The organism is Sphingobium sp. KCTC 72723 (assembly GCF_014280435.1).
Taxonomy (GTDB): Bacteria; Pseudomonadota; Alphaproteobacteria; order Sphingomonadales; family Sphingomonadaceae; genus Sphingobium.
On the sequence record NZ_CP060388.1, the window covers coordinates 381,794 to 396,311 of the forward strand.

General features: G+C 63.5%; 14 protein-coding genes. 9 read left to right on the forward strand and 5 right to left on the reverse strand.

Features of this window, described 5'->3' with window-relative positions; translation table 11 throughout:
- Nucleotides 1–97: 97 nt before the first annotated feature.
- Entirely contained in the window at nt 98–1,306 is a 1,209-nt protein-coding gene (locus tag SPBM01_RS02055) for an acetyl-CoA C-acetyltransferase (protein ID WP_188063787.1), read from the reverse strand.
- 182 nt (nt 1,307–1,488) lie between these two features.
- Between SPBM01_RS02055 and SPBM01_RS02060 the strand changes: the two genes are divergently transcribed.
- A complete protein-coding gene (locus SPBM01_RS02060; RefSeq protein ID WP_188063788.1) occupies nt 1,489–3,150 on the forward strand; it encodes an MFS transporter in 1,662 nt (553 codons plus the stop codon).
- A 6-nt stretch (nt 3,151–3,156) separates the two neighbouring features.
- Here SPBM01_RS02060 and SPBM01_RS02065 read toward each other — a convergent pair whose 3' ends face one another.
- Complete coding sequence (locus SPBM01_RS02065; protein WP_188063789.1) at nt 3,157–3,756, reverse strand: nucleotidyltransferase family protein; 600 nt, start codon at nt 3,754–3,756, stop codon at nt 3,157–3,159.
- A gap of 165 nt (nt 3,757–3,921) precedes the next feature.
- Here SPBM01_RS02065 and folE point away from each other — a divergent pair, with 165 nt between their 5' ends.
- The 4 genes from folE (at nt 3,922) to SPBM01_RS02085 (ending at nt 7,678) form a co-directional block, all read left to right on the forward strand.
- On the forward strand, nt 3,922–4,527 hold the full coding sequence (gene folE, locus SPBM01_RS02070) for a GTP cyclohydrolase I FolE (protein WP_188063790.1): 606 nt from the start codon (nt 3,922–3,924) through the stop codon (nt 4,525–4,527).
- On the forward strand, nt 4,524–5,363 hold the full coding sequence (locus tag SPBM01_RS02075; RefSeq protein ID WP_188063791.1) for an SDR family oxidoreductase: 840 nt from the start codon (nt 4,524–4,526) through the stop codon (nt 5,361–5,363). Before folE ends, SPBM01_RS02075 begins: the two co-directional genes overlap by 4 nt.
- An 85-nt stretch (nt 5,364–5,448) precedes the next feature.
- Nucleotides 5,449–6,225: an enoyl-CoA hydratase-related protein gene (locus tag SPBM01_RS02080; RefSeq protein WP_188065508.1), complete on the forward strand. Its 777-nt coding sequence runs from the start codon at nt 5,449–5,451 to the stop codon at nt 6,223–6,225.
- 229 nt (nt 6,226–6,454) lie between these two features.
- Nucleotides 6,455–7,678: a dipeptidase gene (locus tag SPBM01_RS02085; RefSeq protein ID WP_188063792.1), complete on the forward strand. Its 1,224-nt coding sequence runs from the start codon at nt 6,455–6,457 to the stop codon at nt 7,676–7,678.
- A gap of 55 nt (nt 7,679–7,733) precedes the next feature.
- Here SPBM01_RS02085 and mmsB read toward each other — a convergent pair whose 3' ends face one another.
- The 3 genes from mmsB to SPBM01_RS02100 all read right to left on the reverse strand — a co-directional run bounded on the left by mmsB (nt 7,734) and on the right by SPBM01_RS02100 (nt 11,038).
- Nucleotides 7,734–8,618, reverse strand: coding sequence for a 3-hydroxyisobutyrate dehydrogenase (gene mmsB, locus SPBM01_RS02090; RefSeq protein ID WP_188063793.1), 885 nt, complete (start codon nt 8,616–8,618; stop codon nt 7,734–7,736).
- A gap of 90 nt (nt 8,619–8,708) precedes the next feature.
- On the reverse strand, nt 8,709–9,788 hold the full coding sequence (locus SPBM01_RS02095; protein WP_188063794.1) for an enoyl-CoA hydratase/isomerase family protein: 1,080 nt from the start codon (nt 9,786–9,788) through the stop codon (nt 8,709–8,711).
- Nucleotides 9,789–9,895: 107 nt separating this feature from the next.
- On the reverse strand, nt 9,896–11,038 hold the full coding sequence (locus SPBM01_RS02100) for an acyl-CoA dehydrogenase family protein (RefSeq protein WP_188063795.1): 1,143 nt from the start codon (nt 11,036–11,038) through the stop codon (nt 9,896–9,898).
- A gap of 128 nt (nt 11,039–11,166) precedes the next feature.
- Between SPBM01_RS02100 and SPBM01_RS02105 the strand changes: the two genes are divergently transcribed.
- Genes SPBM01_RS02105 through SPBM01_RS02120 form a run of 4 tightly spaced genes read left to right on the forward strand, consistent with a single transcriptional unit; the run spans nt 11,167 to nt 14,496 of the window.
- Nucleotides 11,167–12,069 carry a LysR substrate-binding domain-containing protein gene (locus SPBM01_RS02105; RefSeq protein ID WP_188065509.1) on the forward strand — a complete coding sequence of 301 codons (903 nt, stop codon included), beginning with the start codon at nt 11,167–11,169 and terminating at the stop codon, nt 12,067–12,069.
- Nucleotides 12,070–12,107: 38 nt separating this feature from the next.
- Complete coding sequence (locus SPBM01_RS02110; protein ID WP_188063796.1) at nt 12,108–12,737, forward strand: class I SAM-dependent methyltransferase; 630 nt, start codon at nt 12,108–12,110, stop codon at nt 12,735–12,737.
- A gap of 59 nt (nt 12,738–12,796) precedes the next feature.
- Nucleotides 12,797–13,729 carry an ABC transporter ATP-binding protein gene (locus tag SPBM01_RS02115; RefSeq protein WP_188063797.1) on the forward strand — a complete coding sequence of 311 codons (933 nt, stop codon included), beginning with the start codon at nt 12,797–12,799 and terminating at the stop codon, nt 13,727–13,729.
- Nucleotides 13,726–14,496, forward strand: coding sequence for an ABC transporter permease (locus SPBM01_RS02120; protein WP_188063798.1), 771 nt, complete (start codon nt 13,726–13,728; stop codon nt 14,494–14,496). The genes SPBM01_RS02115 and SPBM01_RS02120 overlap by 4 nt, the downstream gene beginning before the upstream one ends.
- Nucleotides 14,497–14,518: the final 22 nt, after the last annotated feature.

Consider the following 14,518-nt stretch of genomic DNA (forward strand, 5'->3'; position numbering starts at 1 on the left):
GGGGAGGGGTTGGGGTGGGGGGTATCCGCGCTTTCGTTGCGTCCAGACTGGCCCACCCCCTGACCCCCTCCCGCCTGCGGGAGGGGGAACAATTGCGTTAGATACGCTCGATAATAATCCCGGTACCCATGCCTGCGCCCACGCACAGGTTGATGAGCGCGGTGCCTTTACCCGACCGTTCCAGTTCGTCGAGCGCAGTGCCAAGCACCATCGCGCCAGTCGCGCCCAGGGGATGGCCCATGGCGATCGCGCCGCCATTGACGTTGATTTGGGCATGATCCAGCTTCATCGCCTGCATGTAGCGCAGCACGACGCTGGCAAAGGCTTCGTTGAGTTCCCACAGGTCGATGTCGGCAGTGGTCATGCCCGCGCGGGCGAGCAGCTTGCCAGCGACAAATTCCGGGCCGGTCAGCATGATGAGCGGTTCGGAACCGATCGAGGCCATGGCGCGGATGCGGGCGCGGGGTTTGAGGCCGTATTTCTCGCCGATCTCCTTGCCACCGACCAGCACGGCGGCAGCCCCGTCGACGATGCCGCTGCTGTTGCCGGCATGGTGGATATGGTTGACCCGTTCCAGTTCGGGGTAGCGCAGCAGGGCGACGGTGTCGAAACCGGGCATGTCCTCGCCCAGCGCGGTGAAGCTGGGTTTGAGTGCGCCCAGGGACTGCATCGTGGCTTCGGGGCGCATATGTTCGTCATGGTCGAGGACGACCTGACCAATCACGTCGCGGACCGGGACGATCGAGCGGGCGAAGCGTCCTTCGTTCCATGCCATCTTCGCGCGCTTCTGGCTTTCGACGGCATAGGCGTCGGCATCGTCGCGGCTGATGCCGAATTTGGTGGCGATGACATCCGCGCCAATGCCCTGCGGCGCGAAATAGGTTTTATAGGCGACTGCCGGGTCCATGGCGATTGCGCCGCCATCCGACGCCATTGGCACGCGGCTCATGGATTCGACGCCACCACCGATGGCGAACAAAGCCTCGCCCGACATCACCTTGGCCGCTGCGATATTCACGGCTTCAAGGCCCGACGCGCAGAAGCGGTTCACCTGAACGCCCGGCGTGGTTTGCGCATAATCGGCGTTGAGGACGGCGGTGCGGGCAATATCCGCGCCCTGTTCGCCCACGGGGGTTACGCAGCCCAGGATCACGTCGTCTACGTCCGTCGTGTCGATGGCTGTGCGATCACGGATCGCTTCCAGCACCTGCGTCGCCAGTTGAACCGGGGTGATTTCGTGCAGCGACCCGTCGGCCTTGCCCCGGCCACGGGGCGTCCTGACGGCGTCGTAAATATAGGCTTCCATGTCCTCTTGTCCTCTCCGTGGGTCGCCTTGCCTGGCGCACCGGATACAGGTGCAAATGTATTTACGTTTACGTAAAGTGCAAGCAGGAAATGCGCTGTTTTGCAGTTATGGCTATGCCGTAGCGGAAGGGTGCGTGAGTCGAGGGTTTGACCCTTTGGCGATATTCCGCGACAGGAAGAAACGTGTCCGATGCTGATTCCCCCAAAGCGCCGTCGCCGCTGTCCATCCCCATTTTTCGTGCGATCTGGACGGCCAGCCTGGCGTCGAATTTCGGCGGGCTGATCCAGTCGGTCGGTGCGGCGTGGATGATGACGTCGCTGTCGGCGTCGCCCATGCTGATCGCACTGGTGCCTGCGGCCACGACATTGCCGATCATGCTGTTGTCGCTATGGGCAGGCGCGGTCGCGGACAATATGGATCGGCGCAAGGTGATGATCGCGTGTCAGGCCGCGATGCTGGTGGTGTCGGCGGCGTTGGCGGTGACGGCATGGGCGGGGCTGATCACGCCATGGCTGCTGCTGGCCTTCACCTTTGCACTGGGATGCGCGACCGCGATCAATGGCCCGGCATGGCAGGCGTCGGTCGGTGACATGGTGCCGCGCGCGATTTTGCCTAGCTCGGTCGCGATGAACAGCATGGGGTTCAATCTGGCGCGCAGCGTCGGCCCGGCGCTGGGCGGGGTGATCGTCGCGACGGCGGGCGCGGCGGCGGCGTTTTTGACCAATGCGGTCAGCTATATCGCGCTGCTGACGGTGCTGTCGCGCTGGCGGCCCGAATTGCCGCCCAAGCTGTTGCCGCGCGAACGGCTGGGCGTGGCGATGACGGCGGGGGTGCGTTATGTCGCGATGTCGCCCAAGATCCAGCTGGTGCTGTTGCGCGCCAGCGTGTTCGGCATTGGTGCCAGCGCCGTTTCCGCGCTGATGCCGCTGGTGGCGCGCGACGTGCTGGGCGGGGGCGCGCTGACATTCGGGATGACGAGCGGGGCGTTTGGCGTCGGTGCGGTGAGCGGCGCGCTGTCCACCCGCTATTTGCGTGCGCGCCTGTCGGTCGAGGCGATCGTGCGGATCGCGGCGCTGACGCTGGCGCTTGGCACGGCGATTACCGGGGCGAGCGGGTTTCTGGCGCTGGCACTGCTGGGTTATCTGCTGGCGGGTTATGGCTGGGTGACGGCGCTGGCGACATTCAACGTGTCGGTGCAGATGTCCGCGCCGCGATGGGTGGTCGCGCGGGCGGTGTCGCTATACCAGATGACGGCCTTTGGCGGCATGGCGATCGGCGCGTGGGGCTTTGGCTGGCTGGCGGAAAATCACGGCGTGGTCGAAGCGCTTTATGCGTCGGCGGGCGCGCAGTTCGTGGCCGCGATGCTGGGCTTCATCCGGCCGTTGCCGCAGACGGGCAACGACAATCTGGACCTTCAGAACAGCTGGCGCGAACCCGATACGGCCGTGACCGTGGAGCCGCGCAGCGGGCCGGTGGTGGTGACCATCGAATATCGGATCCCGGCCGGTAGCGTCGTCCCCTTCCTGGCGGCGATGAGCGAGCGACGGCGGATAAGGCGACGCGACGGGGCGCATGGATGGTCGCTGATGCGCGACCTGGGCGACCCGGAATTGTGGGTCGAACGCTATCATGTGTCGACCTGGCTGGATTATGTTCGCCATAACCAGCGGCGCACGGTGGCGGACGTCGCCAACAGCGAAGCGATCCATGCGTTGCACGCCGGACCCAATCCGCCAGTGGTCCACCGGATGCTGGAGCGGCAGACCGGGTCGCTGCCGATCAGCCGCGCGCCTGATCCGCGCGAGATGGCCGATGCCATGACCGACCCGACCCGATCAAGCTAGTCCCCCTTATTGCGGGGTGGTGCGTCGTGTGCCGATCAGGTCTTCGGGCGTGTCCACATCATGCAGCACGTCATAATTTGTTTCGATCTGGATACCGTGGCTGAGCAGAGCGCGCGCGCCCTGATCGCCCTTGAGCGCCAGCAATTCTTCGAAATGCCTGCGCCCGATGAAGGCAGGGGGGGAAGCGGAAAAGCTGTCGGTGCTGGCGACGACGGAGCGTATGTCTTCGGCCGCCATGCAGATGCGGTTATAATGGGTTTGCGGCACATTGGGCATATCCGCCAGGCAGATCAGGACGCCGCGTATGCGGTTGTTGGGCATCAGATGTTCGACCGCGCGCACGATGCTGCCCGAAATACCCTCTTCGGGCTGATCGTTGACGATGATGGTATAGCCACGCCGGTCGAGTTTGCGGTGCAGGACGGGCGCGAACGCGATCGGGCGCACAACCGCGACCAGTTCGGCAAAGGCCATGGACGCGATGGTTTCCAGCGTGTGCGCGGCAAGGGGCTTGCCGCGAATTTCGGCCATCAGCTTGTCGTCCTCACCAAAGCGGGAAGATGTTCCGGCTGCCAGCAGAACGGCGGCTATACGTTCAGTTCGCATCGAAAATAGGCATGAAGCTGTCGATATGCACTTTATATCGGGTTGTGGAATAAATGCCAGATGCCACCTCCACGATATTGTGTCCAGCACGCCAAAAGCGCTGGCCTTGGCGAAACCCTGTCGCCATATGCGGGGCCAGCGAAGAAAAAAGGAGTGGCCCTGTTGATGGCTTATGACCTTGATACGGAAACCGTCGGCGAAGGCAAATTGCCGGTTCCGGCCGAAGTGTCGGACGCGATCCGCACGTTGATCCGTTGGTCGGGTGACGTTCCCGAACGTGAAGGGCTGATCGAAACGCCGGAACGAGTGGCGCGCGCGTGGAAGGAATATTGTCGCGGTTATGGCGACGATCCGGCCTATCATCTGTCGCGCATCTTCCATGAAGTGGGCGGTTATGACGATGTCGTGCTGCTCAAGGGCATTCCGTTCCAGTCGCATTGCGAACATCATATGGCGCCGATCGTGGGCAAGGCGCATATCGCCTATCTGCCCGGCGATTATGTCGTGGGCATTTCCAAGCTGGCCCGCGTGCTGCACGCCTATGCCAATCGCTTGCAGGTGCAGGAACGGCTGACGTCCGAAGTCGCCAACTGCATCTGGGAGCATTTGAAGCCCCAGGGCGTGGCGGTAGTGATCGAAGCGACCCATGGCTGCATGACGGGGCGGGGCGTGCGCACGCCGGGCGTGATCATGAAGACCAGCCGGATGCTGGGCGTGTTCCGCGACGATGAAAAATCGCGCGAGGAAGTGCTGAAACTCATATCTTCATGAGTGAGGAGGAGCTTCCCTATCGCCCGCTGGGCAGCGTGAAGGCCGTGTCCGATGCGATCGGCGCGCTGCCGCTGGCGACCAAGCGGCTGGCGCTCGTCACTGGCGGCCACCGGCGGCTGGGCGGCATCATTGCGGGGGCTTTGGCGAAGGCGGGCCATTCGCTGGCCATCCATGGCAGCCATGACACGCGGCTCGATTCCCATCTGGCGCTGACGCTGGAGGAGCAGGGGAGCGAGTGGGAAGGCTTCGTCGTCGATTTCGCCGACCCGGAAAATGCCGAGGAACTGATTGCGCAGGTCGCCGCGCGCTTTGGCCGCCCGCCCGACATATTGGTCAACAGCGCCGCGATGTTCGGGCAGGACCGGCTGGACACAGTGACCGCCGACGACCTGATGCGCCATTATGCCGTCAATTGCGCCGCGCCCGCGATGCTGACCAAGGCGTTTGCGACGATCCCGGCGGGAAGTGGCGACAGGTGCATCATCAACATCCTGGACCAGAGGATCGACCATCCCCACACCGACCAGCTGGCCTATACTCTGTCCAAGCTGGCGCTGGCGGGGTTGACCCGGACCAGCGCCAACGCGCTGGCTCCACGAGTGCGAGTCAATGCAGTCGCGCCGGGGCTGACCATCGCCACGCCCGATTATGATGCCGATCAGATGGCCCGGCTGGAAGCGATGATGCCGCTCGCGCGCTTGCCGCAGGCCGAGCAGATCGCGCAAGCGGTGCTGTATCTGGTCGAGGCGAGCGCCGTGACCGGGCAGACCATCTATGTCGATGGCGGGGCGCACCTAAAAAGCTATGATCGTGATTTCATGCATCTGTGCCGATAGGGTCGGCGCGGATGCAGCGGTTGGGGGCTGGCAGAGAAGCCCTGCCGATCATAAGGCTGTGGTGAAGGAATAAAGGGAGATGGCGATGACCTATGAAACGATCCTGGTCGAACAGCGCGACGCGGTGACGCTGATCACGCTCAACCGGCCGCAGGCATTGAATGCGCTGAACGGGCAGGTGCTGGCCGATCTGTCCGCTGCCATGGCCGCCTATGACGCGGACCCGACCCAGCATTGCGCGGTGGTGACGGGCAGCGAAAAGGCGTTTGCGGCAGGCGCGGACATCAAGGAAATGGTCGACAAGGAAGGGGCCGACTTCTTCCTTCAGGATTTCTTTTCCGGCTGGCAGACCGGCGTTGTCGCCACGCGCAAGCCGTGGATCGCGGCGGTCGCGGGCTTTGCGCTGGGTGGCGGGTGCGAGTTGGCGATGATGGCCGACTTCATCATCGCGGCGGACACCGCGAAATTCGGCCAGCCTGAAATCAAGCTGGGCGTGGCGCCGGGCATGGGCGGATCGCAGCGACTGACCCGCGCGGTGGGCAAGGCCAAGGCCATGGAAATGTGCCTGACCGGGCGGATGATGGGCGCGGAAGAAGCCGAACGCGCCGGGCTGGTCAGCCGGATCGTGCCAGCCGCCGATTTGCTGGACGATGCGCTCAAGACCGCCGCCGCGATCGCCGCGATGCCGCCGATGGCCGCCATGGTGAACAAGGAAATGATCAACATCGCGTTCGAGACGGGTCTGGTCCAGGGGCTGCTGACCGAGCGGCGCATGTTCCAGATTTTGACGGCGACGCAGGACAAGAAGGAAGGCATGACCGCCTTCGTCGAAAAGCGTCCAGGCGTGTGGCAGGGGCGCTGAGCGTCTGACGGCCATGTGTTGCCGCCTGGGCGGGAACACATGGCTTTGCATCTATTCCCACGCGCTGCGCCAAGAAATTCATACCGATCCATGGAGGGGTTTTTCGCCGCTTTCGTTTCACAAGGAAACGGAAGAATGACCGGCGGACGCAGCCCTGTGTTCGCCGGTCCGTCCGTCACGGCACAGGGAGCTTCTGCATGGTCCAATCTTCGATAGTTGGCGAAATCTGATGCGGGTGTGTTTGATGATGGGGGCAGCGCTGGTCGCGCTGCTCCACGGGCCGGTGTCGGCGCAGGCGGTGCCGAAAAAGGTGCAGCAATTGCACCAGAAGATGCTGACGCTCGACAGTCATCTCGATACGCCTGCCTCGCTCGACTTGCCGGGCTGGTCGATCGACGAGGAACATGGGGTGCATAGCGACTATACCCAGGTCGATTTGCCGCGCATGAAGAAGGGCGGTCTGGATGGCGGCTTCTGGGCGATCTATACAGGCCAAGGGCCGCTGACGGTCGAAGGGTTCCGCAAGGCGCGCGATTTCGCGTTGCTGCGCGGCGTGTCGATCCGCGAGATGGTGGCGGCCGACCCGGCGAATTTCGCGCTGGCGACAGAGGCTAAGGATGCGGCACCGATCGCGGCGGCGGGCAAGCGGGTCGTCTATATGTCGATCGAGAATGCCTATCCGCTGGGCGAGGATGTGACGCTGCTCCAGACCTTTTACGACATGGGCGTGCGGGTCGCGGGCTTTGCCCATTTCGCGCATAACCAGTTTGCCGACAGTTCGACCGACCCGTCGAAAAAGCCGCGTTTTGGCGGGCTTAGTCCGCTGGGCAAGCTATTGCTCAAGGACATGAACCGGCTGGGCGTGGTGCCTGATGCGTCGCATAGCAGCGACCAGGTGCTGGACGATTTGCTGGCGCTGTCCACGACGCCGGTGTTGCTGACCCATTCGGGGTGCAAGGCCGTCTATGACCATCCGCGCAACATTAACGACGCGCATTTGCAGGCGCTGGCGGCCAAGGGCGGCGTCATTCAAATGAACGCCTATGGCGCATATCTTAAAGCCAGCAAGCCCAACCCGGAGCGGCAGAAGGCGATGGGCGCGCTGTTCGCGTCGATGCGGGAGGGGGCGAAACTGTCGGCGGAAACGCGGGCGCAATTGCTGGCCAAGCGGCAGGAAATCGACAGGCTCTATCCCGACACCGACCGGCCGACCTTCGACGATTTCATGGCGCATATGCTCCATGCGTTGAAGGTGGTGGGACCGGACCATGTGGGTATCGGCGCGGACTGGGACGGCGGCGGCGGCGTGGTGGGCATGGAGGATGTGCTGGACCTGCCCAAGATCACCGATGCGCTGCTCAAGGCCGGTTACAGCGAGGGTGATGTGCAGAAAATCTGGTCGGGCAATGTCCTGCGCGTGCTGGCGGCGGCGGAGGCGGGCAAGGCGAAGTGATGTAGCGCCTGCAAGGCCATCATCCCGGCGAAGGCCGGGATGATGGGGGCGGGGTTTACTTCCCCTCCAGCATCTCGATCATCAGGGAGAAGTCGCGGCCTGCCTCGCCCTGATTGGCGAGCAGTTGATAGAGCGATTCGGCTGCATTGCCCATCGGCACCGATGCGCCGACCAGGGCGGCGGCTTCGGTCGCGAGTTTCAGATCCTTGAGCATCAGGCCGACGGCAAAGCCGCCCTGATAGCCATTGTCGGATGGCGATTGCGGGCCGACGCCGGGGACGGGGCAATAGCTGGTCATCGACCAGCTCTGGCCCGACGACACGCTGGAGATGTCGTAGAAGGTCTGGGGATCTAGGCCCAGTTTCCTGGCCATGGCGAAACTTTCGCAGGTGGCGACCATGGTGGCGCCGAGCAGCATGTTGTTGCAGATTTTGGCACCCTGACCATTGCCCGCGCCGCCCGCATGAATGACTGCCTTGCCCATGGCGGACAGGATCGGTTTCGCCTTGGCAAAGGCGGCGTCGGTGCCGCCGACCATGAAGGTCAGCGTGCCGCCATTGGCCGCTGCAATGCCGCCGGAGACGGGCGCGTCGACCATGTCGAAGCCGCGATCCGTGGCGGCTTCGATCACCCGGCGCGCGGTGGCGACGTCGATGGTGGAGCAGTCGAGGAACAAGGCGCCGGGGTTCGCCGCGCCATAGACTTCGCCGGCATAGACGCTTTCGACATGCTTGCCCGCCGGCAGCATGGTGACGACCGCATCTGCCCCCGTCGCGGCATCGGCGGCGCTGGTAGCGCGGACGGCACCGTGCGATTCCGCCTTGGCCAGCGCATCGTCCGACAGGTCGAAGGCGCGAACGGCATAGCCGTTTTTCAGCAGATTGGCGGCCATACCGCCGCCCATATTGCCAAGGCCGATGAAGGCGATCGTCTGGGTCATGTCAGGCTCCTGTCTGCGAACATTTCTAACTTCGTCCATATCGGCTATGGAATTTCGATATTATTCAATAAATACAATAACTTATTTACATTATTCCACGCCGGGCAAAGGCTTCCACTGCCGGTCGGCGGGGAGCGGGGCGAAGATCGCGTCGATGATGGCGTCATCCACCTGTTCCAGCGTGGCCGGGGTCCAGCGTGGGGCATTATCCTTGTCGAAGATCACGGCGCGCACGCCCTCGACAAAATCGGGGCGGCGGATGATGGCGCAGGCGAGGCCATATTCCATCGTCATATTGGCGGCGAAATCCGGCTTGGCTGCGCCCTCGACCAGTTGGCGCAGCGCGACCTTGATCGTCTGGGGCGATTTGGTGGCCAGCGTCGCCCGTTGCGTGTCCGCCCATGCGCTGCCGTCGGCGGTGAGCGCGGCGACGATGTCCTCTGCCCGGTCCGACGCGAACAGGCGATCGATGTCGGCGCGGTTGTCGGCCAGTTTCGAGGGCGGGGGCGTTTGCGCTGCGCTGTCGAGGATGGCGGCGATGCTGGCGGGGTCAGCGATGATGCGCGCCTTGACGGCGTCGAGCGTATCCGACGGCATATAATGGGTGGCGATGCCGATGGTAGTGCAATCCGCCCCGTCGATCCGCGCGCCGGTGGTCGCCAACCATGCGCCGACCCGGCCGGGCAGGCGCGACAGGAACCAGCCGCCGCCCACGTCGGGGAACAGGCCGATGCCGGTTTCGGGCATGGCGAAGGTCGTGCGTTCGGTCGCGACGCGATAGCGGGCGGGGAGCGAGAGGCCCACGCCGCCGCCCATGACGATGCCGTCGATGAAGGCGACGATCGGTTTGTCATAGACGAACAGCAGGTGGTTCATCTGATATTCGAGATGGAAGAAGCGTTCCGCCTCCACGCAGTCGGCCTTCGCACTGTTGGCGATCAGCGCGATGTCGCCACCCGCGCAGAAGCCGCGCGAAAGTTTGGGGTCGCCGTCTGCCGCAGGGAGATGGTCGATCATGACCGCGAGGACCGCATCGTCGTTGCGCCATGCCAGCAGCGCCGCGTTGATCGCTTCGCACATGTCGGGGGTCAGGGCATGGATCGCCCTTGGCCGGTTCAGGCGGATGCGGCCGATAGCGTTTTCGATGAAGGTCAGGACTTGGTCGGTCATTCGATTCTCCAAGGGGCGCGTTGCGCGTTCCCCCTCTCCCAGCTGCGACTAGGCAGCGCGCTGCCAAGTCTTCGCAACCCTCTCCCCAAAGGGGCGAGGGGCGTTGTTCAATCCCGCAGCATATCGCGGGCTACGATCATGCGCATGACCTGGTTTGTGCCTTCCAGAATGGAATGGACGCGCAGGTCGCGCCAGAGGCGTTCGATGGGATAGTCCATCAGATAGCCATAGCCGCCATGCAGTTGCAGCGCGCGGTCGGCGATGGACGATCCGGTGTCGGTGGCGAAACGCTTGGCCATGGCGGCAAAGCGCGTCTTGTCGGGCGCGTTGTCGCTCACCTTGACGGCGGCGGCGTAGAGCAGCGTGCGGGCGGCCTCCAATTCGGTCGCCATGTCGGCGAGGGTGAATTGGGTGTTCTGAAATTCGGCGATAGCCTTGCCGAATTGCTGGCGATCCTTGGTGTAGCGCACCGCTTCGTCGAGGCAGCGCTGCGCCCCGCCCAGCGAACAGGCGCCGATGTTGAGGCGTCCCCCGTCGAGGCCAGCCATGGCGATGGCAAAGCCCTGTCCTTCCGCACCGACGCGATTGGCGACCGGCACGCGCACGCCGTCGAAATTGACCTGCGCGGTGGGTTGGCTGTGCCAGCCGAGCTTACGTTCCTGCGCGCCGAAGCTGACGCCCGGCATATCCTTGTCGATGACGAGGCAGGTGATGCCCTTCGGCCCGTCCTCGCCCGTGCGGACCATGACGACGTAAACTTCGTTTTCGCCGCCGCCGGAGATGAATTGTTTGGAGCCGGTGACGACATAATGGTCGCCGTCGCGCACTGCCCTGGTCTTGATTGCCGCCGCGTCCGACCCTGCGCCCGCTTCGGTCAGGCAGTAACTGGCCATGCGGGTCATGGGGATGAGGTCGGGGAGATAGGCGTCCTTGACGCTCTGATCGCCGAAACGGTCGATCATCCATGCGCCCATATTGTGGATGGAAATGAAGGCGCTGGTCGATGGGCAGCCATGCGCCATCGCTTCCATGATGAGCGCGGATTCGAGGCGGCCAAGGCCGATGCCGCCGGATTCTTCCGACACATAGATGCCGCCAAAGCCCAGTTCCGCCGCCGCGCGGATCGTGTCGCGCGGGAAGATATGATGTTCGTCCCATTGCGCCGCGTGCGGGGTGATCGCGTCGGCCGTGAAGCGGCGCGCCAGTTCCTGAATTTCGCGCTGGTCGTCTGTCAGGTCGAACTGGGTCATCGCTCTCCTCTCGCCCCGCTGGCCGGGTGTCGTGGAGCCTATTAGCGGGCTTGCGATATTGCAAGCAATGGGGGAGTAACGCATCACTATGCTGCAATAATGCAGGGGCGATGGGAGTGGTGCAGGGCATGTTCGATTGGGACGACCTGCGGGTATTTCTGGCGGTGGCGCGGGCGCGGCGGGTGGCCCCTGCGGCCCGTGCGCTGGGGATCGACGCGACGACGATTGCGCGGCGGCTGGTGCGGCTGGAAAAGGCGCTGGACGCTGAATTGTTCGAAATGGGGGCGGGGGAACGCAGCCTGACGGCGCGGGGGCAGGAGTTGCTGGTCCATGCCGAAACCGCCGAAAGCGCCGCGCTCGCCGCGCTGGAGGATATGGGCGGGCAGGGGCGTTCGCTGGCCGGGCAGGTGCGGCTGTCGGTGGCTGAAGGGTTCGGCACCTGGGTGCTGGCACCGGGCATGGCCGATTTCAACCGGCGGCATCCGGGCATCAGGCTGGACCTGATTACCGCGTCCGGCTTTCTCAATCCATCCAAGCGCGAAGCGGACATGGCGGTGATGCTGGCGCGGCCGCAGCGCGGGCGGCTGACGGTGCGGCGGCTGGGCGATTATCGGCTGCATCTTTATGCCGCGCCCGATTATCTGGCGCGGGCGGGGCGACCCGATGCGCCAGCGGACCTGCGCGGCCATACGCTGATCGGCTATGTGCCAGAGTTCATCTTTTCGCCCGAACTGGATTATCTGGACGAAGTGGAGACGGGGCTGGAAGCGACGCTGCGGTCGACCAGCATCATCATGCAGCAACGCATGATCGCGGAAGGGGCGGGGATCGGCGTGCTGCCCGATTTCATCGCGCGGCGTGATTCGCGGCTGGTGCCGTTGATGGCCGACCGGATCGAGATCATCCGCAGTTTCTGGCTGGTGATGCATGGCGACCTGCGCAAACTGGCGCGGATCGGGGCTGTAGCCGACTGGTTGCAGGAAAGGATCGACATATTAAAGGCAATCGACGCGGCCCCCGGAGCGCGTTAAGGGAGTAGGAATGGATAGAGAGCGGTCGCATTTCGCCCATGCAGCATAAGCATAAGCGCAGCAGGGCCATCGCTCTGCCGAACGGTGAATTTCGCGCCCGCGCCACCGAATATCTCGACTTTCTGGCCGCATGGGTCAAAAAGCCGCGCCAGACCGCGTCGGTCGTGCCGTCCAGCCGCTATCTGGCGCGATTGATGGTGGCGCAGGTCGATCCCGCCGATGGCCGTGTGCTGGAACTGGGCGGGGGAACGGGCGTGTTTACCCGCGCCATCCTGCAAACCGGGTTGCCGCCCGAAAAGCTGGAAGTGGTGGAAATCAACCCCGCCTTTGCGCGTGGGTTGCGGCGGCATTTCCCCCATGTGTCGGTGCTGGAAACCCCCGCGCAGATCGTGTCGACCGCGACCGCAGGCGAACCGGGCGAATATCAGACGGTGGTGAGCGGATTGCCGTTGCTGGCGATGGACCGGCATATGCACATGGACATATTGTCCGAATCCTTTCGCATGTTGCAACCGGGTGGCAGCTTCGTGCAGTTCACCTATTCGATGCGCCCGCCGGTCAGCCGCGAGGTGATCGACGCGCTGGACCTTGACGTCGTGCGCGCGGGCCAGACGGTGCGCAATTTCCCCCCGGCGACGGTGTTTCGGTTTTCGCGACGCGGGCAATAGGTTGCGTTTGGCAATCGGCCTCCTATCTTCGCAGGAACGATAAGGGGGCAGAGCCAGCCATGGCAGCTATCATCGAAATTACCGGCCTGACCAAACGCTATGCGTCAGGGTTCGAGGCGCTGAAGTGCGTCGACCTGACGATCAACGAGGGCGAGATTTTCGCGCTGCTGGGGCCGAACGGCGCGGGCAAGACGACGATGATTTCGATCATTTGCGGCATCGCGCGGGCGACCGGCGGCAGCGTGCAGGTGGCCGGGCATGACATATTGCGCGACTATCGCGGTGCGCGGTCGGCCATCGGGCTGGTGCCGCAGGAATTGTCCACCGACCAGTTCGAGCGGGTGATCGACACGGTGACGTTCAGCCGTGGCCTGTTCGGCAAACCGCGCAATGACGCGCATATCGAGCGGGTGCTGCGCGACCTGTCGCTGTGGGACAAGCGCAACGCCAAGATATTGGAGCTGTCGGGCGGCATGAAGCGCCGCGTGATGATCGCCAAGGCGTTGAGCCATGAACCGCGCGTGCTGTTTCTGGACGAGCCGACGGCGGGCGTGGACGTGGAGTTGCGCCGCGACATGTGGAAGCTGATCGGGCAATTGCGCGAAACCGGGGTCACCATCATCCTGACCACCCATTATATCGAGGAAGCCGAGGAAATGGCCGACCGTGTGGGGGTGATCAACCGGGGTGAGCTTGTTCTGGTCGAGGACAAGACGGCGTTGATGAAGAAGCTGGGCAAGAAAACGCTGACCATCGTGCTGGCCGACCCGATCGATACGGTGCCAGTGGAACTGGCCGAATGGGGCGTGACGCTGAAAAGCGAGGGCCATGAAATTGAGTATATTTTCGATACGCAGGCCGAACGGACCGGCGTGTCGTCGCTGCTGCGCAAGCTGGGCGACATGGGGATCGGTTACAAGGATCTGAACACGGCGCAGAGCAGCCTGGAGGATATTTTCGTGAGCCTGGTGCATGAGGAGAAGGCGGCATGAGCCTGCAAAATCTGCGCGCCATCGCGGCGATCTATAAGTTCGAACTGCACCGTTTCCGCCGCACCTGGCTGACCGGGTTGCTGGTGCCGGTCATTACCACGTCGCTCTATTTCGTCGTGTTCGGCGGGGCGATCGGGTCGCGGATGACGGAGGTGGACGGCATTGCCTATGCCGCGTTCATCGTGCCGGGCCTGATCATGATGGCGATGTTCACCGAAAGCATCTTCAACGCCAGTTTCGGCATTTATATGCCCAAATTCACTGGCACCATCTATGAACTGCTGTCTGCGCCAGTGTCCGCCACCGAAACGATCATTGCCTATGTCGGCGCGGCGGCGACCAAGTCGCTGATCGTGGGGAGCATCATATTCCTGACCGCGCATCTGTTCGTCGATGTGCCGATCGCCCATCCCTTTGCGATGTTCGGCTTCATGGTGCTGATCGCGATCAGTTTCTGCCTGTTCGGCTTCATCCTGGGGGTGTGGGCGCAAAGTTTCGAGCAGTTGCAGGTCATTCCGCTGCTGCTGATCATGCCGATGACGTTTTTGGGCGGGGCATTTTATTCGGTCAAGATGCTGGCCGAACCATGGCAGACGATCACCTTGTTCAATCCGATCGTCTACCTGATTTCCGGCTTCCGCTGGACCTTCTTTGGCCGGGGCGATGTGGGAATCGAGTTCAGCCTGATCTTCGTCGCGGCGATGATGGCCGTTTGCATCGCCATCATCGGGTGGATGTTCCGGACGGGCTATCGTTTGAAGAAGTGATGCCGGGCGGGGAGCGAGGGTC